Genomic DNA, 23,497 nt, shown 5'->3' with positions numbered 1-23,497 from the left:
GTGCACATATGGGTTTCCTCATCAATAACTCTTGCTATGGCTAAATGATGATCTCATTATTGAGTTCCTCCTGAAGCTCGATAAGTGATTCGATTAATTCTCCTAATGAGACAGGGTTTGAATTGGAAGATAGCTTTTCAAAAGAAATCTTGACGCTAAAATCAGTGCGAATACGATTTAGTAGTGAACTGGCCAACGAAGGGGTCCCCCCTGACTCGAAGAAGTCAGATTCATATCCCACTTTTTTGTCCGGTAGAAAGGAAGTGAATTGTGAACAGCACCACTGCACGTATTCTGAATGGTTTTGTTCATCATCGGTTACCGCACAATTCGAATAAGGCTTAAATAGAGTATTCAAAGCTTTCTTATCCTGTTTACCCGATGGAGTGGTAGGCATTTTCTCTATTTGTTGAAAATGTGTCGGTACCATGTAGTTGGGTAAATTTTTCTTCAGCCTTTCTTTCAGCCGGTTGATATTGACATCACGTTCATCGCTAACAAAAAAGCAAACAATTTGGTCGGTATCATCATGCTTTATAACCAATGTACAAGACGCTAATACCTGTTCATCGGCTAATACCAAGTGACTAATCTCTTCCAATTCAATGCGGAATCCACGGAGTTTAACTTGATCATCAATTCGCCCAATATATTCCAATTGCTGTTGTTCAACCCGACGTACCAAATCGCCGGTTTTATAAAACACCTGACCGTTGTTATGGCGGATAAAACGCTCTTCGTTCAGGTCGGGTTTATTCCAATATCCCTTGGCTAAGCCTCTTCCGGACAAATACAATTCACCAACAAAGTAGTCAGGTAATAATCTTCCTGAATGATCAGAAATAATCGCTTGTGTACCTGGTAAAGGCTGACCAATTAACATGTCATCGCACTTTTCTTTTTCTACTTCAAACCAAGTGGAATAGGTCGTATCCTCACTTGGACCATACAGGTTGAATACCCGAATGTGTTCAGATTGCTTATACAGAGCCTTGGCTAATGAAGGTGGAAGTGGTTCACCTGCGAGATTGACAATCCTGATACTTGAAGATAAAGATTGATGTTTTAATACTTCAGTCAGAATAGAGGGCACGACATTGAGCAACGAAATGGCATGCTTGTGCATGTCATCAACTAATTGCAGGGAGTTTTCAGCAAAGTAAACACTTCCCCCAAGACTCCATGTGATAAAAATTTCAAACACTGAGAGATCAAAGCAAATGGATGTGCCTGAATACACCAAAGAGAAGTCTTCAGGGACATACACACTTTTCGCCCACTCTTGCAGAGAAGCCAGACCATCGTGCCTTATTGCAACACCTTTGGGCTGCCCGGTCGAACCAGATGTATAAATAATATGGGACAAATCGTCCGCCGTTATTGTTACCGGTTGCAGCTCAATATTTGGTAACGGTTTTAATAAACTAGGTAAAGATATCCACTGCAAACCTGAAGGAAGTTCACCGCTGAACGTGTCTGGTGGAATATCGTAAATAACCACACTCGGCTGGGCATCGTATAATATGTACTGATTTCTACTAACAGGGTATTCTGGGTCTAGGGGCACATAAACTGCCCCAGTGATAAGTATGGCTAATAATGTTACTGGTAGCATTGCTTGTCGCCTGACTAACACCGCAACCCGATCGCCTTTTTTAATACCTGCATGTTGCAAATGTACAGCCATCCGTTGCGCTGATTCTACCAACATGTGGTAAGTCAATTCTGTTTGCCCGTCGGTTACAGCGATTTCATTTTCATGCCGATGAGCTAAGTTAATAATTTGTTTTGGAACACTTAAAAATGTGTTTGAACAGCCTAGTTCTGTCTTGGTAATTGTTTGTGTAAGCTCCAGTGCCCCAATGCTAACGTCCGGATTTGCATGAACTTGCTGAGCAAGAAATAATAATGCTTCAACCGTCTTTTCGAGCATATTTATACTATAGGCTGATTTGCGATATTCAATTTGTGCATAATCACCTTTCGTAGAGAAAGACAACGTTAAACCCAAATCAAACTTCACATCAGGATTCACTCCCACTTCAAGCTCATTATTTCCCAACTCTGGTTTCGTCATTGAAAACAACACCTCAGACAAGGTATCTATTTCCTTGCCTTGTTGCTTTTGCATGCTCAACAGAGTGCCTAAAGAAACTAATTGATGACAAAGGTCGTTAGTGATCTCGGTGTGCTTTTGACTAATGAAATCTCTAAAGGAAATACTTTCAGTCCAGGCTGAATGCAGTAAGAGAGTATTGGCAAAAAAGCCAATACTCTCTGATTCATAAGCATGTAATCGCTTGGCAACGGGCGTGACTAAAGTAGCATAATTTACCTGATTTAGTCTTCCAAGGAGTAAGGTTGTTAAGCTGGACCAAAGTGTGAACTCGGTGGTATTCAGTTCTCTTGCTAATTGGGTAATATTTGCCACTAACGTTGGATCTAAAGGAATGCTAAGATTTCTGGATTTTCTTGATTCATTTGGTTGAGATAAATAAGGTAGGACAGTAGGAGCTTCCAAAGCTGCTAAACGATCTTGCCAGTACTTTTTTTGCTCCTGTATCAGTTCCCTATACTGAGTTGTTTGCTGCCATTGAATATGTTGAAAGAAACCTAGATCCCTCTCAATACTCCGACCTGACAGTAGCTGATTAAAAGCCGTAATCAGAGGAAGCAACGACTGTCCGTCAAAACAGATATGGTGAATATTCAATACAAGCCAGTGATTGCTAGTATCTGTCTCGATAAAATGAGCGCACATTACACCTTCAGCCAAATTAATGGCTTTTTGGCCAAGTCCTACTTTGCATTTTTGAAGTTGTGCGGTATTGACGGATATATGTTCAACTAGAATGTCATCTATTGAACGGATTTGTTGACTAACTTCACCGTTTAGTTCTACCAGTTTTAATCCAAGTGCCGGATTAGCTTTAACTAATTGGTTTACTGTAGTTTGTATTTGTTCGTAGTTAATTGTCTTCGGCACTGGGAGAAAAATAGGAATATTATAAGCTATTGATGGCTGGATAATTTCTGTTAACCATAGCCTTTTCTGCTCCGTTGTTAGCGGGAATAATGATTGTGCACTTAGCTGAACTTCCGGTTCTTCTACTGTGGCCGTTGTTTGGCTGGAGGAAATGGCTTCAGCTAATTCACTCAATATCGGATTTTGTAAACATAAAGACAAGTCTATCTGCTGTTGAAATACACGTACCAGCTCATTATGGGCTTTGAGGAGCAGTAACGAATTACCACCGAGCTGATAGAAGTGAGCGGAGTGATTCAGTGTTTTGCAGCCCAGTACAGACTCCCACACTTTGGTGATTTGACGTTCAGTTGGCGTCAGTGAGCGGGTATTTAATTGATGCTCCAAAAGCCACTGCTCATACCATGCCTGTAAGGTGTTGCGGTCTACTTTGCCGGTTCTGGTCAGAGGCCACTCTGTTACCGACAACAAGACGCCTGGCAACATATAACCAGGCAAGGTCGGGGAAAGATGAGTGAGCAACTCCGTGACATCAGTCACCTCTGATGTATCGGGAACCACTTCCCGTTCCTGTTGAACAAACCCGACAAGTCTCTGTGCTCCACCGGGTTTGTTTGGCGTAATCGCGATAGTTTCGCCCCGTTTAATCCCGTCAATAGCAGACAGAGCACGGTTTATAGCTTCAAGCTCGACACGGAAACCATTGATTTTAACCTGCTGGTCAGCCCGCCCCAAAAAGCGTATTCGCCCCAGGCTATCTACATACCCCATATCCCCAGTACGATAGGCTCGACAACGTCTGTCCGGTAGTTCCAGTTCCACAAATCGGCCAATCTCCTGTTGCGGGTCCAGATAACCGGCTGCAAGCCCGGCCCCGGTTGCAACAATTTCCCCGACACAACCGGATAAAACAGGGGTATTATCCACATTCAATAAACAAACCCCAGTTCCTCGAATCGGTGTTCCTACAGGTAAAGGCTCATTGACTGGCCAGTCGCGGGGAATGGTATAACAGCAGGTGAAGGTAGTGTTCTCAGTCGGGCCATAGCCATTAATAATGCAAATATCCGGGTCACTGGCATAGACCTTTTGTACATGACCGGGTGAGATGACATCCCCCCCGACAAGCAACTGTTGCAATCCGGAAAATGCTCGTACATCAATATCAACCAGTGTATGGAATAATGCAGCAGTTAACCACAGGGTATTCACCCCTTGGTCAGTGATCAGATGTTGCAGCTGTACCACATTCAGCTGTTTGTTTGATAACAATTGTACCTGACCACCATTAAGCAGTGGCCCCCAAAGCTCCAGCGTAAAGGCATCGAAAGTTAGGGCCGCTGCAGATAGCATGCATGTATCAGTATCCAGATGCATATAATCAGGTGAGCAGACCAGACGTATTACCCCCTGATGGACACAGCAAATACCCTTAGGCTCACCTGTGGTACCAGAGGAGAAATTAATGTACATGGGGCTGGTTCCGCTGAGGAGAACTGGCTGAAAAGTGTGTTCCGGTGCCTGTAATAAATCATTGACCGACAGCCTAGTCAAAACATCAATATCACTGATATCCCGGCCGGTAAGGCAATAGCGCATCTGACAGCGGCTGGCCAGTTGTGCGAGACGGACGTTGTCGTCATCTTCCGACAAGGGAACGTAAACGCCCCCCGCCATTACAATCCCGACCAAACCGATAACCATTGGTATCCCCCGGGGAAGGCAAAGACCAACCCGCTCCCCAGGTTTAACTCCGATATGCTGTAACTGCCCGGCAATTTTCAGGCTTTGAGTCCATAGTGTCTGATAGGTCAGCTGTTCATCGTCTTGAATAAGCGCTGTGGCTTCGCCCCGAGCCTGTACCTGTGCCAATAAACGGGTGATAACATTGCTATCGGAGATAGTAGGCTCTGGTACTTCAGGCCACTGTCGGGTCCAGTGTCCCTGTGACCTGATACTATCAATAAACAGGGTTTCAAGCTGCTCGATGGTATCTGAGCTTAGTATAGCGGGGTCATATTCCCACTTAAGCTGATACCCCTCGTCAAGAGGAACAATGGATAGGTTTAATGGAAACTTTGACTTCTCTAGAGTGGTCTCGCGACGTCCGAGCGGTGCGCCTGCCAGCATCGGGGCTGAAACAATCCCGTCCTGCCAGGAAAAAACCGACTGCTGTAGTGGATGACGCCCCCCTTCACTCACCAGATCCAAATCATTCAGCAGAGCATTAAAGTCACAGTGAGCAGCCGCAAGGTCCTGATGCCAGTGTTGCTGAAATGTTTTCAGTGTTTCCTGTCTCTGATAGCGCACCGGGATCATGGACACCAGGTAACCGATGATGTCCAGTAACTGCCGCTGTTCGCGGTTAACGTAGGGAGTACTGACAACGATATCATTTTGACCAGTAAATTGACTCAGAGTACAAGACCATAAATACAAGGCAGCACAGAACATGGATACTTGCTCTGATTGTGCCAAGGTTCGCAACGCAGTGACGTCTTCAGGTATTAATCGGGAATAGCGCAGGTGCTCAGGTGCTGAGTTGATGTTTATATGGCTCGTATGGCTCAGGCTGTGCCATTCAAAGGGGACATAACCTTGCAAGCGTGTTTGCCAGTAGTCATGTTGTTCAGTTTGGCCAGAGAGCCAGGCCAGATAATCACAGTAGTCTGCGGGGGTTTCTGTGTCCGTTGTGGTTTGGGTATTATCACCGACATAGTAGTGATTAACTTTTTGCCATAATTGACCAATGGACCAGCCATCCATAATAATATGGGGAAAGTTTAACAAGATAAACCGTTGCTCGCCGGCATCAAGTAACCGGGCGACAAACAAGGTATCGTTCACTAAATCGAATTGCCTCGCCTGCTCTTGTTGATAGGCTTTGATGACAGTGGTTTCCAGCGAGTCAGGAGAAATCAACTCGACCTGTGCTTGCCAGTTAGTATCTATTCGGGGGCGTAACAATACCTGTTCGCCATTATCGACAAATATACTGTGCAATGCATCATGCTGCTGATAAACCTGAATCAGTGCCTGACACAGACGCTCTGTATTTACCTCAACGGGAAGGGCGTAACATACCGGGATGTTATAGTGTGCTGCTTGCCCCATTTGGTACAGGGGCCATAAAGACAACTGTTGGATTGATATCCCTACACCATGAGATTTTACGGCGTTAGTGATAGGCTGAATATAAAATTCGGCGGCTTTAATCAGATCTTGTTGTTGCATTTGTTGAATGTGACTAGCCAGCTGGCTTAGAACGGGCCGCTTTAATACATCTAATATGCCAATGTTCAATTTGAATATGCTAGCCAATTGACTAACCGCTTTAAGTGCAAGTAACGAATTACCACCGAGCTGATAGAAGTGGGCGGAGTGATTCAGTGTTTTGCAGCCCAGTACAGACTCCCACACTTTGGTGATTTGACGTTCAGTTGGCGTCAGTGAGCGGGTATTTAATTGATGCTCCAAAAGCCACTGCTCATACCATGCCTGTAAGGTGTTGCGGTCTACTTTGCCGGTTCTGGTCAGAGGCCACTCTGTTACCGACAACAAGACGCCTGGCAACATATAACCAGGCAAGGTCGGGGAAAGATGAGTGAGCAACTCCGTGACATCAGTCACCTCTGATGTATCGGGAACCACTTCCCGTTCCTGTTGAACAAACCCGACAAGTCTCTGTGCTCCACCGGGTTTGTTTGGCGTAATCGCGATAGTTTCGCCCCGTTTAATCCCGTCAATAGCAGACAGAGCACGGTTTATAGCTTCAAGCTCGACACGGAAACCATTGATTTTAACCTGCTGGTCAGCCCGCCCCAAAAAGCGTATTCGCCCCAGGCTATCTACATACCCCATATCCCCAGTACGATAGGCTCGACAACGTCTGTCCGGTAGTTCCAGTTCCACAAATCGGCCAATCTCCTGTTGCGGGTCCAGATAACCGGCTGCAAGCCCGGCCCCGGTTGCAACAATTTCCCCGACACAACCGGATAAAACAGGGGTATTATCCACATTCAATAAACAAACCCCAGTTCCTCGAATCGGTGTTCCTACAGGTAAAGGCTCATTGACTGGCCAGTCGCGGGGAATGGTATAACAGCAGGTGAAGGTAGTGTTCTCAGTCGGGCCATAGCCATTAATAATGCAAATATCCGGGTCACTGGCATAGACCTTTTGTACATGACCGGGTGAGATGACATCCCCCCCGACAAGCAACTGTTGCAATCCGGAAAATGCTCGTACATCAATATCAACCAGTGTATGGAATAATGCAGCAGTTAACCACAGGGTATTCACCCCTTGGTCAGTGATCAGATGTTGCAGCTGTACCACATTCAGCTGTTTGTTTGATAACAATTGTACCTGACCACCATTAAGCAGTGGCCCCCAAAGCTCCAGCGTAAAGGCATCGAAAGTTAGGGCCGCTGCAGATAGCATGCATGTATCAGTATCCAGATGCATATAATCAGGTGAGCAGACCAGACGTATTACCCCCTGATGGACACAGCAAATACCCTTAGGCTCACCTGTGGTACCAGAGGAGAAATTAATGTACATGGGGCTGGTTCCGCTGAGGAGAACTGGCTGAAAAGTGTGTTCCGGTGCCTGTAATAAATCATTGACCGACAGCCTAGTCAAAACATCAATATCACTGATATCCCGGCCGGTAAGGCAATAGCGCATCTGACAGCGGCTGGCCAGTTGTGCGAGACGGACGTTGTCGTCATCTTCCGACAAGGGAACGTAAACGCCCCCCGCCATTACAATCCCGACCAAACCGATAACCATTGGTATCCCCCGGGGAAGGCAAAGACCAACCCGCTCCCCAGGTTTAACTCCGATATGCTGTAACTGCCCGGCAATTTTCAGGCTTTGAGTCCATAGTGTCTGATAGGTCAGCTGTTCATCGTCTTGAATAAGCGCTGTGGCTTCGCCCCGAGCCTGTACCTGTGCCAATAAACGGGTGATAACATTGCTATCGGAGATAGTAGGCTCTGGTACTTCAGGCCACTGTCGGGTCCAGTATCCCTGTGACCTGATACTATCAATAAACAGGGTTTCAAGCTGCTCGATGGTATCTGAGCTTAGTATAGCGGGGTCATATTCCCACTTAAGCTGATACCCCTCGTCAAGAGGAACAATGGATAGGTTTAATGGAAACTTTGACTTCTCTAGAGTGGTCTCGCGACGTCCGAGCGGTGCGCCTGCCAGCATCGGGGCTGAAACAATCCCGTCCTGCCAGGAAAAAACCGACTGCTGTAGTGGATGACGCCCCCCTTCACTCACCAGATCCAAATCATTCAGCAGAGCATTAAAGTCACAGTGAGCAGCCGCAAGGTCCTGATGCCAGTGTTGCTGAAATGTTTTCAGTGTTTCCTGTCTCTGATAGCGCACCGGGATCATGGACACCAGGTAACCGATGATGTCCAGTAACTGCCGCTGTTCGCGGTTAACGTAGGGAGTACTGACAACGATATCATTTTGACCAGTAAATTGACTCAGAGTACAAGACCATAAATACAAGGCAGCACAGAACATGGATACTTGCTCTGATTGTGCCAAGGTTCGCAACGCAGTGACGTCTTCAGGTATTAATCGGGAATAGCGCAGGTGCTCAGGTGCTGAGTTGATGTTTATATGGCTCGTATGGCTCAGGCTGTGCCATTCAAAGGGGACATAACCTTGCAAGCGTGTTTGCCAGTAGTCATGTTGTTCAGTTTGGCCAGAGAGCCAGGCCAGATAATCACAGTAGTCTGCGGGGGTTTCTGTGTCCGTTGTGGTTTGGGTATTATCACCGACATAGTAGTGATTAACTTTTTGCCATAATTGACCAATGGACCAGCCATCCATAATAATATGGGGAAAGTTTAACAAGATAAACCGTTGCTCGCCGGCATCAAGTAACCGGGCGACAAACAAGGTATCGTTCACTAAATCGAATTGCCTCGCCTGCTCTTGTTGATAGGCTTTGATGACAGTGGTTTCCAGCGAGTCAGGAGAAATCAACTCGACCTGTGCTTGCCAGTTAGTATCTATTCGGGGGCGTAACAATACCTGTTCGCCATTATCGACAAATATACTGTGCAATGCATCATGCTGCTGATAAACCTGAATCAGTGCCTGACACAGACGCTCTGTATTTACCTCAACGGGAAGGGCGTAACATACCGGGATGTTATAGTGTGCTGCTTGCCCCATTTGGTACAGGGGCCATAAAGACAACTGTTGGATTGATATCCCTACACCATGAGATTTTACGGCATCACTTATTTTGTGAATAGTCATTGGAGCCATTTCAAGTTGTTTCAGGTAACCAATTAACGTTTGTTTGTGTTGTTTGAGCTTTCGGATCGCATCAGGTGAAATAGGGGATACGGTAGATTTAATCGTCAATTGTTCATTATTAACTTGAACCACTATCCCCTGTTGCTTAAGTTCAGCGAGTAACTTCCGAATACTCATATTGTCATTTCCTCTACAAATTCCATTTCGGATGTTTCGCCTGAGGTTGCGTCAATAAAGGCGGCCACAGCTGTGATACTGCCGAGTTCGATGAAATCGATGGCTTTTAGCGATACATTCATTTCTCGTTCAATGCTGACACATACCTTCATTGCCATTAAAGAATTACCTCCCAACTTATAAAAATTGCGTTGGGTATCAATTCGGGGATAGCCAAGATGGGAACTTAATATCGTTTCGAGCTGTTCTTCCGTAGGTGTTTGCGGTGTATTGATAACATCAGATGGTTGCAGATCTGTCGGTAATGCTTTTTTATCAACCTTGCGATTCGGCGTTAACGGTAATGTGTCAAGCGTAATAACTTTATGAGGGATCATATAGCCGGGTAGCTTTTGACGACATTGTGTCAAAACGGTTGATTCATCACATTCTCCAGAAAAAAAAGCAATCAGTTGTGGTGTTTCAGCGACATTTCGGATAACCACAGCTACCTGATTAACTTCGGCTAACTGTTTAATAATCTGTTCTATTTCCTCCAACTCGATACGAAACCCTGACAGCTTTACTTGCTGATCTGCTCGTCCGTGAAATTGCAATTCGCCGTACCCATCAATGGAAGCTAAATCGCCAGTCTGATAAATGCGCTTCCCATTGACAGGATGTAAGACGAAGCGCTCATTTGTTAATTCTGAGTTGTGCAAATAGCCATCAGACAAACTCGCTCCACCGATCCAAAGTTGTCCAATGGCACCAACCGGTACTTGATGCAATGCATCATCAAGTATATAAATCTGGGTATTGGCAATAGGTGACCCTAAAGAAGTACTGCTGTTTTGGGAATTATCATCACCTGTTGAAAGTTGTTTAAAAGAAGACCATACAGTGGTTTCTGTGGGGCCGTACATGTTGTAACAGACATTACCTTTTTCAGTTAATAGATGAGCTAATTGAATGTCTATAGCTTCTCCACCACAGAGGATAGTTTGGTCAGTGGTGGGTCGCCAACCATCAGATATAAGGGTCTTCCAGGTACTGGGAGTCGCTTGGCAATGACTGATTTGTCCGCTTTGCAAATAGCGACGTAAGCATCCTATGTCACGACTATCTTCTTGTGAGGTTAAAACAACTTTGGCCCCTGAGATCAAAGGCAAGTAAAGCTCTAACGTTGAAATATCGAAAGAAAATGATGTAATTGCTAGCCAGCTTTGCTCCGGGAGCAAGTTAAATTCTCGGGACATAGCCTGAATGAAGTTGGAAAATGCACCATGGCTGATAACAACCCCTTTAGGTAAGCCGGTAGAGCCAGACGTATAAATACAATACATTGCTGTACTACCTGATATAGAAATAGCCTTACGGCTTTGCTCACTTTTTGCGTTACAAGGGATGCGATTTGCAGAATACTGGTCCGAATGGGTGATCAAATGAGTAATTTGACTGTGCTTAATAACGAATTCAATGCGTGCTGCCGGATAATCAGGGTCCAGTGGCACATAACCTACACCAGCGGCTTGACAGGCCAGCATCCAACTTACATAGTCGATGCTTCTGGGTAAACAAATTCCAACATATTCTCCAGCCGAGAGCTCCAGATGCGATAGATATGTGGCCTGTTGTTCTACTCGGACTAAAAGATTAATGTAACTATATACTTGGCCCTGGAATTCAATCGCCGTGCGATTAGGATGAGCCAGTGCTTGAAAGCGAAAAGCATCAAAAACAGTTCCTGACAAAATTTCTACTTCCGGACCGCAGATTTCAGGCGTATTGGCATTCAATTGACTTAGAGAAATATTGGTGTTTTCCAATGCCTTTTTGAGTAAAGACAGATAATCTTCAATCATATTTTGGATTAACCACTCTGGGTATTTCGCTCGTTTAAACTCCCAAAGTAAATGCACAGGATCGTCGTCTCCCACTTGCCCTTTTCGTGGAATGACAACGACAGACAAGTCAAATTTAGCCGCACTACTATCAATAGCTTCGACAACTTCAGCATGGTTAATTCCCGGTAGGTTGATCTCTGGCATGGGAGAATCATGAAAACCGAAAAACACCTGAAAAAATGGATTTATGCCAACAGGCCGCTCTGGGTTAATTTCCTTAACGAGGTATTCAAATGGGATATCCTGATTTTGCTGGGCTTCATGGACAACTCTACTGCTTTGACTGAGAAGTTGATCAATACTTGTTTGATCTTCAAACTTTGCGCGAAGAGCAACAGTGTTTATCATCATACCGATAATGGAGTCTGCCTGAATCCATTGTCGGTTGGCAAATGCAGAGCCAACACAGATGTCTTTATCTCCGGAGAAACGCGACAACATTAGATAGTAAATTCCAAGCATTATACTGAATGGGGTTTCTCCCCGTTGTTCAGCTAATTTTTCTAGTGCATGCCATTGCTTTCTTGGTAATTGAATACGCAGTGTTTTTCCTTCACGCTGATTATTGGTATCCGTTTTATGTGAAGGTAAATTAATAACTGTTGCCGCACCTTGCAATTGGTTTTTCCAATATTTCAGTTGTCCTTCTGCAGCCCTTGTATTCAACCATTCTGCCTGTGTAATGCAAAAATCTGCGTATTGGGCAGGGAAAGGTAACTCGTCGACTTCTTGCATCAAGACGGATCGATAATAGAAAAGAAAATCTTTTAAAAATAAGTTGTAAGACCAGCCATCATGAACAAGATGGTGTTCTATATGGATGAGAATAGATTCATCATTATCCATTTTTACGAGTGCCCATCTTACTAATGGCAAAAAGGAAAGATCGAATGGCTGGTTCAATTCTTCTTGTAACAGGTGCTCTAAGCGTTGCTCGCGATCCACCGAAGGGAAAGAAGAAAGGTTAAACTGTTGTAATTTTACTTGGTAGGTTTTATGTACTCTTTGTATTCCATCACCAGCTCCGGGAATAAAAGAGGTGCGGAAGATACTATGACGGTCAACCACTTTCTGTAAGGCGAAGGCAATAGCTTCTGCATTCACTTTACCTACAAGCTTTAATTGTGATTTAGCATGATAGGCTCGATCTTTATTGTCCATATTGGCGAAAAACCAGATCGAACGCTGAGAAGAAGATAAGGGCGCATCAAAATATTCCAGGGTTTCATCGACGTGAGAGCTGATTTCAGTAACTTGGTAAGCCTGACGATTGATTGATTGCCATATCCTTTGAGGAGTGCCGTGCTGTTCAAAGAGCTCAAAAGGTAATCCCATTGCAAATTGCTTGTGTACCGCAGCAGAGATTGAAATTGCTGCAATAGAGGCACCACCATGCTGGAAGAAACTGTCTTCCCATCCGATATCTATTCCCATGATCTTTCTGAACAAGAACAAAAAATCTCGTTCATCTGACGAGAGTCCGTCTTGATCCTCGTCTGCTTCAGTTCGTTCTATTTGAGGCAAAGACAAGGCACTTTCGTCGAGCTTTTGATTGCTTGTCAGAGGAAATGCATCTAAAAAAACGAACTTCTGAGGAATCATGTACTTAGGCATTTCCTCACCAAGCAGTGACTGCAGTGTTACTGTGTCTAGCTGGCTTGCATTCTCCGCAACAATATAACCGACCAAAATATCCTGGGCACCGATTTTTTGGATCATGGCATGCGCTTGTTTAACCCCTTCTTGTGCCAACATGTGATGTATAATTTCGTCACTTTCTAAGCGATTGCCATTCAGTTTCAGTTGTTTATCGATACGGCTGACATACTCAATATTTCCTTGTTTATTGACTCTGCACAAATCGCCTGAACGATATGCTCTGACTTCATTTCCTTGTGCATCCAGTATACGAATAAACTTTTCATTGTTTAATTCAGGAAGATTTAAATAACCACGGCTAACCCCTGCACCATAAATGAGTAGCTCCCCTTCTTCCCCATATTGAACAGGTTGAAGACGTTGATCGACTAGCAAACAATGGACGCCGAGAAATGTGGTACCAATATCAGGCAAACCATGTCCATTAGGATTAACTATGCCCACCGTTGCTATTACTGTAGTTTCAGTTGGACCATAGGCATTTTCAACCCGAGTATGCCATTCCTTGGGAGGTCGCTTAGTTAATCTTTGTCCTGCTGTCAGCAACACCTTTAGACTGCGAGGTAATGTTATGTCGGGAGTGGACATTATGACTTCGATTATTGGAGTTGCTATCCAGCTGTAGGTAATTTGGTGATGATGGTAATACTCGATTAACCGATTAGGCTGCATAAGTATTTGATGATCGACGATGTAGATTCTGGCACCGCTAATTAAGCCCGGGATTAGGTCTGCCATTGCTGCATCAAATGCTATATTCGCGGACAGGGTGATTCTGGAGGACTCGTTCAAGCCGAAGTAATCACAGTAAGATTGCATTATTGGCAATACTGATTCGACTCCGACCACACACCCTTTGGGTTTACCTGTCGTGCCGGAAGTATAAATGATATAAGCTATACCGCTTTTTTGTAATGGGGTTTCATGTAACGCTGTTGCATTTGGAAGCCCTGCGTCAAATCGGATTTCCTGGCTGTTAGTAATGTTGAGCTCTGTTAGATTGATTACCCACTGGCTATTCAAGTCATTAGTGATGTGGGTCAAACGAGATATGGGTGTGTCAACGGCTATTGGTGCAACGCCTATCCCGAGTTTCCAGCAGGCTAAAAGTGCTACAATATAGTCTGCTGAACGTTCCGCAATAATAGGCATTGCCACGGGCCAGTGCCGAATATCTTTCCCTAATTGTTCTAGAATATGACTTGCCCAAAGATCCGACTTTGTGTCTATTTGTGAGAAACTCCATTGACCTTGTTCTGAAATAACCGCAGCAGATTTAGAGTTCCAAGGAATCTTGGATAACAATTGTTCCATCATAATTCTCTTTCTTATTTTACAGGTTATAGCTTATGTGGAATTTGGATATTTATTACCTATCCGATTAAGTCGCTCGCTTCTTCCTGCATAATGCCCAAAATCATTCAGAGGCTCGATTTTTCCATATTCTTGCCAAAAACTGATTCTACAGTGCTTTTTTAAGCCAATGGCATATCTTGCCTGTGTCCGCATCAATTGGTCAACCCTAAACAGATTTACCACGGTGACGAAAATCCCCCGTTGGTTGTCATTCTTCGTCAGCCCCTTGTCCCTGGCTTTTACAAAGCCAAACAGATCTGATGCGAAAACACTGGATACGCCACTAAGCTACTGTCTTCAATTCATATTTTCCTAGGCTGAAATAGCCAATAGCACTATGCCTTCTGATTTTGTTGTAATCAACTTAAATATATTCAAAGACCTGTTGTTCCAGCGTTGCCCGATCCGTTAACGGTTCATCCTTGAGTTGTTCAAGGAATGGAAAACCATGGCCATAGCATTTATCACCAAGTGCTGCCGTAGGAAGCAAAATAATAGGCTAGAGGCGATATGGCACATTTAGATGCTTAAGGGACAGACTATGAGTTGACGACTATATTATCGTTCACTTAAAATTAACATGGGGCTTGTTTAAACAGTATTTTACCGTATTATCCTATTAGAAAATTTTAATTAAATCAGGAATGAAGTAGATAGCAAAAAGGAGTTGATAAAATGAGCAGCAAGAAAGTTACGCTATCTGTCAAAAATGGCAATCTGTCAATTACAAGCAACCTTGATGAAGTCCCTTCTTGGTTTCGTGAACTTTTGTCAAGTCATAAACCACAACTTATCTCTATGCTGAATTCGGAAAATAGCGAAAGTGATGAAGTTGAGAAAAGGCTCAAAAGATTATGGGTGAATTTGACTAAACAAGAACCTCAGAAGAACACTTCATTTTTTAATTTAACTACGAGTTCACTTGATATAATTAAACTGAAACAAAAAATATTTTCAGAGTTTAACCTAGACATACCTGTCGGCGATTTATACAAGAAAAAAATATTTTCTGATCAAGTTCATCACATTGAAACTCAAATTGCCAAAGAAGTTAAAGACTAAAAATGTTGGATTTAACACCACATCAGCTCATAGATGGTCAGAAAGTACAACTCGAATTACTGTGTGATAGACACATTGAGGGACTAAAAATTGCGGTCGCTAATGAAAAACTATGGCAAAAAACCTTCGTAAATACTGAGTCAAAGTTATTGCTCTTACAATTAGCATTCAAACATGTGAATGCTTCCCGAGTAGAATTCTTAACAGATTTAAATAATCAAAATTCACAGCGAGCGATTGAACGAATAGGCGGTGTAAAAGCAGGCCTGATTCGGCAGCACATGATTCTTAGAAAAGGAAGAAAAAGAGACAGTGTCATCTATAGCATTCTGAACCACGAATGGACCTCTGTAAAAGATAATCTGAACAGCTTATTCGCTGCATATTCTCTTCCATAACTATTATGACCAATATCATTCTGATTTGTGTAGATCAAATGCGAGCTGATACCATTCGAATCTTGGGTAACCCCTCTATTATTACTCCCAACCTGGATGCTTTATCTTTAAATTCAGTCGTATTTTCTAACCACTTCAGTGCTGGTTCTCCTTGCTCCCCCGCCCGAACAAGTTTACTGACAGGTCAATACCCTGCGACTCACGGATCAATAACTAAAAACCACCGATTGAAAAGCACCACCAATCTTGCGTTAGAAATAAAAAAAATCGGCTTATCTTCCACATTATTTGGTTTTACAGACACTGTTATCCCACCCTATATTCAGGAAAAAGAAGGAATCATGCCCGGGTTTGATGTGCAATGCTATATGAACTTACACAACATTGGGCTATCTGGGTGGGCAAAAGAACTGCAAAAGAAAGGCTATCATGTTCTTCCAAATATAATGGATATATATAGAGCGGAAAAAGCACCTTACAATTACCACGACAGTGATACGGCTTTCTTAACAGATCAGGTCATCAACTATGTGGCGTCACAAGGGCAGGAGTTTGGTTTTATCCATTTATCTTATTTTAGACCACACCCGCCCTTTATTGCGCCAGCACCATACTCCGAATACTATCCCGAGGTTAACTGCCAAAAACCAGAGGTAGATTTAGAAACATTTCTTTCCATGCACCCTTTTCATGAATGTTTATTTCATCAGCTTTATAAAAACACATTTAACAATCTCAGTTACAAACAAATAGAATCAATACTCACAGAACGTTTTAGTCGTGACAAAAGAGCCTATTACGGACTGATCACAGAACTTGACTATCATTTGGGCCGATTAATTACTTTTTTAAAAGATAAAGGTGTATATGATGAAACCTTGCTTATCTTCACCAGTGATCACGGGGAATTGCTGGGAGATAAATGGCTGTATGAAAAAGGGGGCTATTTTGATCAATCTTTTCATGTACCTCTATTAATCAAGCCTCCTAAAGCTTTACGCTCCAAACAAGAAGGTAAAATTGTAGATTCCTTTACCAGCTCGATTGATCTGATGCCAACAATACTGGATATAATAAATGCACCTATTCCCGAAAGCGTTGAAGGCCTATCATTAGCTGAATTGTTATCGGATGGAAAGAATGATAGCACCCGAAAAGACATCATTTATGAACACTACACCACTTTACCTACAAAGCAGTTAAACAGAACGTTAACGATCAAAGATGAATCATTTAAATACGTATATTGCTCTCAATTTGAGCATCTTTTATTTGATTTAAAGTCTGATCCTGACGAGCTTAAAAATTTAGCAACAGAATCCAAACATTTAAACACCGTAGCGTATTATCAAGACAGGCTGCGAGCGGAGAAGTTACTTTAAGTGTATTAGTTCAGACCTAATCTGAAAGTATCTCTTTAAATTTAGTTGGTTACCGGTTTTTAAAGATGGTGAATAAACCAAAAACCAAAACAATATTAAAGATAATCCTCCGGAACGGGCTCATCGACGCACCTCAGCCTCATTAAATAGCTCTCCCTGATAATCATGGCGCTCACTACTAACGCCAAAATGTAGTGTCATAGTGCATTTGGCAACCTTGCTGGATGGAAAAACAATCAGGAAGGACAAATTCGTGAACTGAATTTGACCTGATAGACACCATCTACAAAACCGGCTACTGTCAGATCAAGTCTGGATTATATACTTTACAAGATATCAAGCTTTGTTAGTCAACAGTTTTTATAACCTTCACCACATGCAAAGACGTTCATGTTTCAAACACCTCTTTTCAAAAACATCTTTTTCAAGAGCCCCTTAACCAGGGCAACCGCATGAGTGTTCATTATTTAGTCGGTGCGCATAATCCAGCGATTAACACCTTCTCCAGAAATGCTGGATTCATTAAACAACGCTTTCGTTTACCAACAATACTGAGCTTTGTCGGTTCTTTTTGCAGCATGTTTAGCGACATGTGCCTTAAGTAAGCGAGATTTTCAGCGCCGTTATTTTTGTAGATCTGGCATTCATCTTCGTTCATGCTGACATCCAAGACCCAGTGCATTGACTCGATCCCCCAATGTTCGCGAGTCGCACTTAAGGCTTGCTCTGCTGATAACACTTTCGAACTGATATAGTAACGATATTCAAGGCTCGCCGTCTTACCTTTAACAGCCCTAAAGCTTTCAACCATAACGATGGATTTGAGTGCTTCCCAATGTGTAAAATCACCGTCAAGCTCTGCTGAGCTCAACACAAAACAGGCTCGATTTTCTATACGACCATGGCTTTTTTCTATATTGACATGGTCATCACTTAAGCCAGCCGAACGATGCGAACTAAAGGCTTTATTTATTGCTTTAGCTAAGTTGCCTTGATTGTTTTTTACCGCCAATAGGTAGTCACCACCTTTGTCGATAATCGTTGTAGCAATAGCCGTTTGACAGCCCATAGCATCGATTGTCACTAGCGCTCCGCGCAGGTCTAGCATTTTTAATAGGGTTGGAATGGCTGTGATTTCATTACTTTTTTGCTCTGCTTTTAATTGACCAAGTACCAACTTATTCGCTGAGGCATAAGCGCTTATCATGTGAATAGTACTGCTTCGATCATCGCGATTATATGACCCACGTAGCGTCTTTCCATCAATCGCAATGACTTCTCCATTAGTCAGCTGATGAACCGACTTCATCCATGCGAGAAAGCACGCATTAAAGCTATCTGGCTCAATCATAGAAACTATCCTAGCAATGGTATCGTCAGCAGGGATCCCATCGATGAACATTTTTTGTTTTTTGAACCAAGAATGGTGACCAAGAATGTATTCTCGGATCTCGAACCAGCCATTGGAACTCGCAATAACAGCGCACAGCGAACCGAACAGTACATCGAACAGGGGATAGGTAACTTTTGCACTTTGGCGATGGTCGTCAATGGCACTAAAATGCTGCTTGAATGATTCGATATACATGAGCTGACTCCTGAAAAAGGAGTATAAGATCACAAGCACGTGATCAGGTCAATATTCTTCTAAAATCGCTCAAATAACGTTCACGATCTGGCCTTGGCCCCTTAACAAGGACACGCCATTCCAAAGATAGTTACCATCATTGTTCTGATTCACTTCAGACAGTAACCAAAGGTTGCAAAAATTACCTAACCCAGGTGCAACAAAATGATTATGATCTACATGCAGTAATTCAACGCTTTTATTGTCTCCAAATAACTCGGGGTTATTCGAGGTTAGCTCCACTCTGCCAGCCCCGTCCATCCAATACATTCGATATTGACGTGATGAGTCAGAAAAGCGCAAATCGAATCCTTCCTCCAGTTCAACAGCCTTATTGACCATTCTTTGGTTTGCTTGTTTTATGTCTGGCGTACACCCAATAGTCTCAAGGCTATATTTCCATAACTCATTAAACAAGATTCCGGCAGAATGATAGTTTGCAACAATAACAAGACCTATATTTTCTGTTGGTAAAATACGTATTAAAACGTGTTGTCTGATACCGTCTCCGGAAAACCCATAAGAACCATCTGCATATGCAAGCCAGCCATAAGCGAGACCTTTCATGCTTGCCCATGGACCAGAGGGATTCGCAATATTGCTTTGCATATTCTGCACACTTTGTTCACTTAACACCTGCTTTGAGGTATCACTTATTCCCTGTTTCAAATGCAATTTAGCAATTTGCATGAGCTCAGTTGCACTGAGTGCTAATGCCCCTCCATCTGCCGGAGTAATATCCTTTGGTTCAAACGTTAAATAAGGTCCCTGATAAGATTTATTTAAACACAGTCCAAAAGGCACCTTTGAATTAACCCCCTCTTGACCAGATTCTTGAAATACAATATCTGATGGCCTCAGTATTCGCTCATCTAAATCATCTACCCAGCTTTTTTGACGAAGTTGCTCAATAAGATATGCCAATAGTACATATCCTACGTTGCTATATGAGCAATGTTCACCGGGCTTGGAAATGAAAAGTTCCTCATCGGATTTTTTGCTGAGAGCATCTATGAGATTCACGGTGGTCAGCTTTTCATCTTGATAGTAGAAATTGGCAACCAGGCCACTTTCATGGCAAAGGAGTTGCTTTGCTGTAACCAGTGATAAGGCAGATGAGTTTAACGCGTTTAAGGCAGGCAAATATCCAGCTATAGGTAAGCTCAAATCAAGTAGATTATCATCCACAAGCGCCATTATTTGGCTTGCTGTTAGTACCTTTACTAAACAACCAATCCTGAACTTAGTGTCAACATTATACTCGCCATCCTCGGCACTAATTATACCGGCATTAGCGCTTATCATTTTATCATTGTGATATAAAATGACAGATGCGCCTGCCAATTGATATTCCGCTAAAACCGTTTCTAATGCCGTTTGTAGTTGATCTTTATTCATTATTACTCAGATGCCCTTGTTGTTAGACTCTACAGAAAACCCCCTTACGGTTGTAAGTAGCTTTCCACCCAGATGCCATTTTCTTCAACAAATGCATTTCGGATATGCATTCTGTCTTCCCTAAAAGTCAAAAATTCAAAATACTTAGGCTTAATCAAATATCCACCCCACGTTGGTGGTTTAGGCACATACTGACCATCAAACTTTTGACGATACTTTTCTAGCTGTTGGTTAACACTATTCTCATTATCTAATAGCTGACTTTGTTTTGATGCCCATGTGGTCAGTTGTGCAGAACGAGAGCGTGTATCCCAGTATTGTTGAGATTGTGCTTCACTCACTTTTGAAGCGATACCTTTGACGCGGATTTGAGTACTAATATGCTCCCACCAAACCGTTAATCCGATCTTTGAATTATCAGCAATGGAAACGCCCTTTTTCGATGCGTAATCGGTACAAAAAACAAAACCCTCAGAAATAATTTCTTTGAGATCAACAAAACGCGAGTCGGGAAAGCCATCCTCATCAATCGTTGAAATACATATTGCTCCTTTTTGCTTAAATACGCTCTTTTCTCTTGCTAACTGATACAAATCTTTAAAAACATCAAAGGGGTTATTAGTCATGGCTATCGTTCCACTAAAATTTTCGTGTTCAGACCAAGTGAAGCATCACAAGTCTACTGGTAAATTCCCTTACAAGTAGACCTGAACTTTCAATGAGCTGTTTATTGCTTAATCAAAAACCTTTTGTGCTAACTCTTGTTTGGTTATTTCGTTAAAGTCATTCAACCTTTCAAAAAACAGCTCATTAAGACCTTCATCTGCTTTTTCTTCAATCAACTTAGCCGTATAACCCACATGAATCAGCTCATCTCTCAGCAATGAACGAGATAAAGTAGACACTCGCTCAAAATTTTCTTCCGGACAGAATCTTTCTAAAGCTTTTCTTTGCAACATGTGGTGCATAGCGGTTCTGATTTCCGCAATGTTCATCTGAATGTAATCATCAACCGATGGCTTGCGGGCATATTCAGAATCTTCAACGACATATAAATCCTGTGTTAATGCATAATGCGGAGATAACTTATCTTCGAGTTCCTGACGAAATTCAGGTTCAATCGCATCCGGAAAGGTGTAATCCAACATTTTCAAATACATCGTGGAATGACGGGATTCATCAACCGCATGACGTTTCACCAGTTCTTTTTCTTCTTCCTCATCACAACATGCCGCCATTGACCAAAGTCTTGTTGCTCCATCTCCCTCTCTCTCCGAGTTAGTTACCAAAGATGTCGCAAACCATTGTGCATCTTCTGATGCTTCACGGAACGCATCACCATAACTCTTTTTATCGAACTCCGGCTTCAACCTCTCCAATGCATACTCAATTGCTTCCATATATTTTGGGTAATTATCGGGACTGTCATTATGCGACAAAGATAGACGTGCGACGTTTAAAAAATGATCATATTCAACATCAGCCTTGATTAAATCTTCAATATTCATTTTTTCCCCTTAGTTGTAATCAATAAGTTCTTACTTTTTAATAGCAAACCGCTAAGCCCATTCACTTTCTTTTGATTCATTTGATGCCTCAATAATGGCTGAAGTATTGGCAGATGCTTTTCCTATGCAGATCTTTGCCATTCGTTTTTGGTGATCCTGATACTTTTTATTCCAGGTCTCAGTATCCCGTTGATATATTTTTCGATTGTAGGCACTAAGAAAATTTTCCACTAACGCTTCCAACACTTTTCCATCAATATCTGTTAGCTTTAATGTCGATTGCGCAGTATCAATATAGAGTGAAGTTTCATAGGTGATAGCGCCGTTTTGTAATGACACCTCAAACAGCTCTGAACCGGGAAGAGCCTGAGCAATAAAAACATTCATTGAATTAAATGGTAATGTCTCCACATAACGGAACCCCTTCTCGATATCCTCTACCGTTTCCCCCGGCATTCCGACCACCAGAGTCCCGTGCATGAGTACCCCTCGTTTTTTCAAATAATCCATCAAGACTGGCACACGTTGGAGTTTTACTGGCTTGCGGTGTTTTTCTCTCAAAGTATCGGCATTCCCACTATCCAGTGAGAGGGTTATTTGATAAAGACCCGAACGAATCATGGCATCAAGTACTTGTTCATCAAGGGTGTTTATCATAATTCCGTTTGGAGTACACCACTGAATATTGAGTTTTTCGAGCTCATTAAAAAGTTTAATTGATCGCTTCTTATCAAAGGTTAAATTGTCATCTGCAAACTGAATCTCATCAATGCCGTATTCACGCTGATAGAATTTGATTTCCTCTATAACATTTTCAACACTTCGACTCCGATAGGCTTTATTGAAGTTTGTACTTGAACAAAAAGTACAGCCAATAGGACAGCCACGAGAGGTATATATTTGCATAACCCGATTACCGCGAGGGTAAGGTGAAAATGGTACGTTGTGATGAAAATATTTTTCCAGTGGAAGCTTATGATATGCAGGAAAAGGCAGGTCATTCAGATCTTGAATCTGGGTATACTGAGGATTAATAAAAACGTCCCCATCATGCCAGCCTACTAGTCCGTCAGCATGGATATCGAACCTTCCCTGTTGAAGGTTTTCAATAAAGTGAATGAGACGAAATTCACCTTCTCCACGAATAACAAAATCAATAACTGGTTGATCATCCCATTGTCCTGCATCCCGAATGAATTGTTCCGGATAAATAGAGGCATGCATTCCTCCAGCCATGACCACTTTGTCCTTTGCCACCTGCTTAACAATTTTTGCGTAGCGGTACAGATTCTCTATATCAGATGAATATATCATCGAAAAACAAATTACATCATGATCGCTACTTTCAATACGTTCAGCGAATTCCTCCTCGGTAATGCCCAGACGGTAAATATTAGGTGCAATTAATGTTTCTGTTTCATAACCTTCAGCAATGCAGTCCAGAATATCAACTTCATAGCCATGTTTGAGCATATTGGCAGCGATATAGCAAAGACCTAAAGGCGGAATGAGTCGCTTAACTGCGCCTTCATACATACACATAGGAGGCAATACCAGTAACACTTTAGGTGGCGCAGAATAACCTTGATTGTAAACTTCATATTTAGGTGGTTTCCGAGCACAGGGTGTTCTGGAGGTTTCATCTTTTGTGCCTAAATATTCTCTAAGCGAGCTGTTCTGAGGTACATTAATTTCAAGCGCAGTTTGCTGGAGTATTCTGATAGGAATGGTATCGTTATTTTGTTCTTTCATTCTTACTTCTTCCCT

The 23,497-nt window shown here is 42.6% G+C and carries 10 protein-coding genes and 1 pseudogene; 3 read left to right on the top strand and 8 right to left on the bottom strand.

Annotation, left to right across the window (positions count from 1 at the left end; translation table 11 throughout):
- Nucleotides 1–40 precede the first annotated feature (40 nt).
- The 3 genes and pseudogenes from SDEN_RS06125 to SDEN_RS20805 form a co-directional block, all read right to left on the bottom strand.
- Entirely contained in the window at nucleotides 41–9,454 is a 9,414-nt protein-coding gene (locus SDEN_RS06125; protein ID WP_011495623.1) for a non-ribosomal peptide synthetase, read from the bottom strand.
- Nucleotides 9,451–14,316 (bottom strand): non-ribosomal peptide synthetase, encoded by a 4,866-nt coding sequence (locus tag SDEN_RS06120; RefSeq protein WP_011495622.1) that lies wholly within the window; start codon nucleotides 14,314–14,316, stop codon nucleotides 9,451–9,453. The genes SDEN_RS06125 and SDEN_RS06120 overlap by 4 nt, the downstream gene beginning before the upstream one ends.
- A 174-nt stretch (nucleotides 14,317–14,490) precedes the next feature.
- A pseudogene (locus SDEN_RS20805) lies at nucleotides 14,491–14,607 on the bottom strand (IS5/IS1182 family transposase); the annotation flags it as partial.
- A gap of 423 nt (nucleotides 14,608–15,030) precedes the next feature.
- Between SDEN_RS20805 and SDEN_RS06115 the strand changes: the two are divergent.
- From SDEN_RS06115 to SDEN_RS06105, 3 genes are read left to right on the top strand one after another with little or no spacing between them, the layout of a single operon-like run.
- Nucleotides 15,031–15,417: an acyl carrier protein gene (locus SDEN_RS06115; protein WP_011495621.1), complete on the top strand. Its 387-nt coding sequence runs from the start codon at nucleotides 15,031–15,033 to the stop codon at nucleotides 15,415–15,417.
- A 2-nt stretch (nucleotides 15,418–15,419) separates the two neighbouring features.
- Nucleotides 15,420–15,815, top strand: coding sequence for a GNAT family N-acetyltransferase (locus SDEN_RS06110; protein WP_011495620.1), 396 nt, complete (start codon nucleotides 15,420–15,422; stop codon nucleotides 15,813–15,815).
- Nucleotides 15,816–15,820: 5 nt separating this feature from the next.
- Nucleotides 15,821–17,197 carry a sulfatase-like hydrolase/transferase gene (locus SDEN_RS06105; RefSeq protein ID WP_011495619.1) on the top strand — a complete coding sequence of 459 codons (1,377 nt, stop codon included), beginning with the start codon at nucleotides 15,821–15,823 and terminating at the stop codon, nucleotides 17,195–17,197.
- A gap of 463 nt (nucleotides 17,198–17,660) precedes the next feature.
- Here SDEN_RS06105 and SDEN_RS06100 read toward each other — a convergent pair whose 3' ends face one another.
- From SDEN_RS06100 to SDEN_RS06080, 5 genes are all read right to left on the bottom strand, one after another.
- Entirely contained in the window at nucleotides 17,661–18,785 is a 1,125-nt protein-coding gene (locus SDEN_RS06100; protein ID WP_011494935.1) for an ISAs1-like element ISSde9 family transposase, read from the bottom strand.
- Nucleotides 18,786–18,854: 69 nt separating this feature from the next.
- A complete protein-coding gene (locus SDEN_RS06095) occupies nucleotides 18,855–20,222 on the bottom strand; it encodes a serine hydrolase domain-containing protein (protein ID WP_011495618.1) in 1,368 nt (455 codons plus the stop codon).
- A gap of 44 nt (nucleotides 20,223–20,266) precedes the next feature.
- Nucleotides 20,267–20,848 (bottom strand): pyridoxine/pyridoxamine 5'-phosphate oxidase, encoded by a 582-nt coding sequence (locus SDEN_RS06090; protein WP_011495617.1) that lies wholly within the window; start codon nucleotides 20,846–20,848, stop codon nucleotides 20,267–20,269.
- A gap of 108 nt (nucleotides 20,849–20,956) precedes the next feature.
- Nucleotides 20,957–21,730 carry a hypothetical protein gene (locus SDEN_RS06085; RefSeq protein WP_011495616.1) on the bottom strand — a complete coding sequence of 258 codons (774 nt, stop codon included), beginning with the start codon at nucleotides 21,728–21,730 and terminating at the stop codon, nucleotides 20,957–20,959.
- Between the two features lie 51 nt (nucleotides 21,731–21,781).
- On the bottom strand, nucleotides 21,782–23,482 hold the full coding sequence (locus SDEN_RS06080; protein WP_011495615.1) for an Sden_1168 family B12-binding radical SAM P-methyltransferase: 1,701 nt from the start codon (nucleotides 23,480–23,482) through the stop codon (nucleotides 21,782–21,784).
- Nucleotides 23,483–23,497 lie beyond the last annotated feature (15 nt).

It is taken from the genome of Shewanella denitrificans OS217, assembly GCF_000013765.1.
GTDB classification, from domain to species: Bacteria; Pseudomonadota; Gammaproteobacteria; order Enterobacterales; family Shewanellaceae; genus Shewanella; species Shewanella denitrificans.
This window is presented reverse-complemented; position numbering and strand designations above follow the sequence as displayed.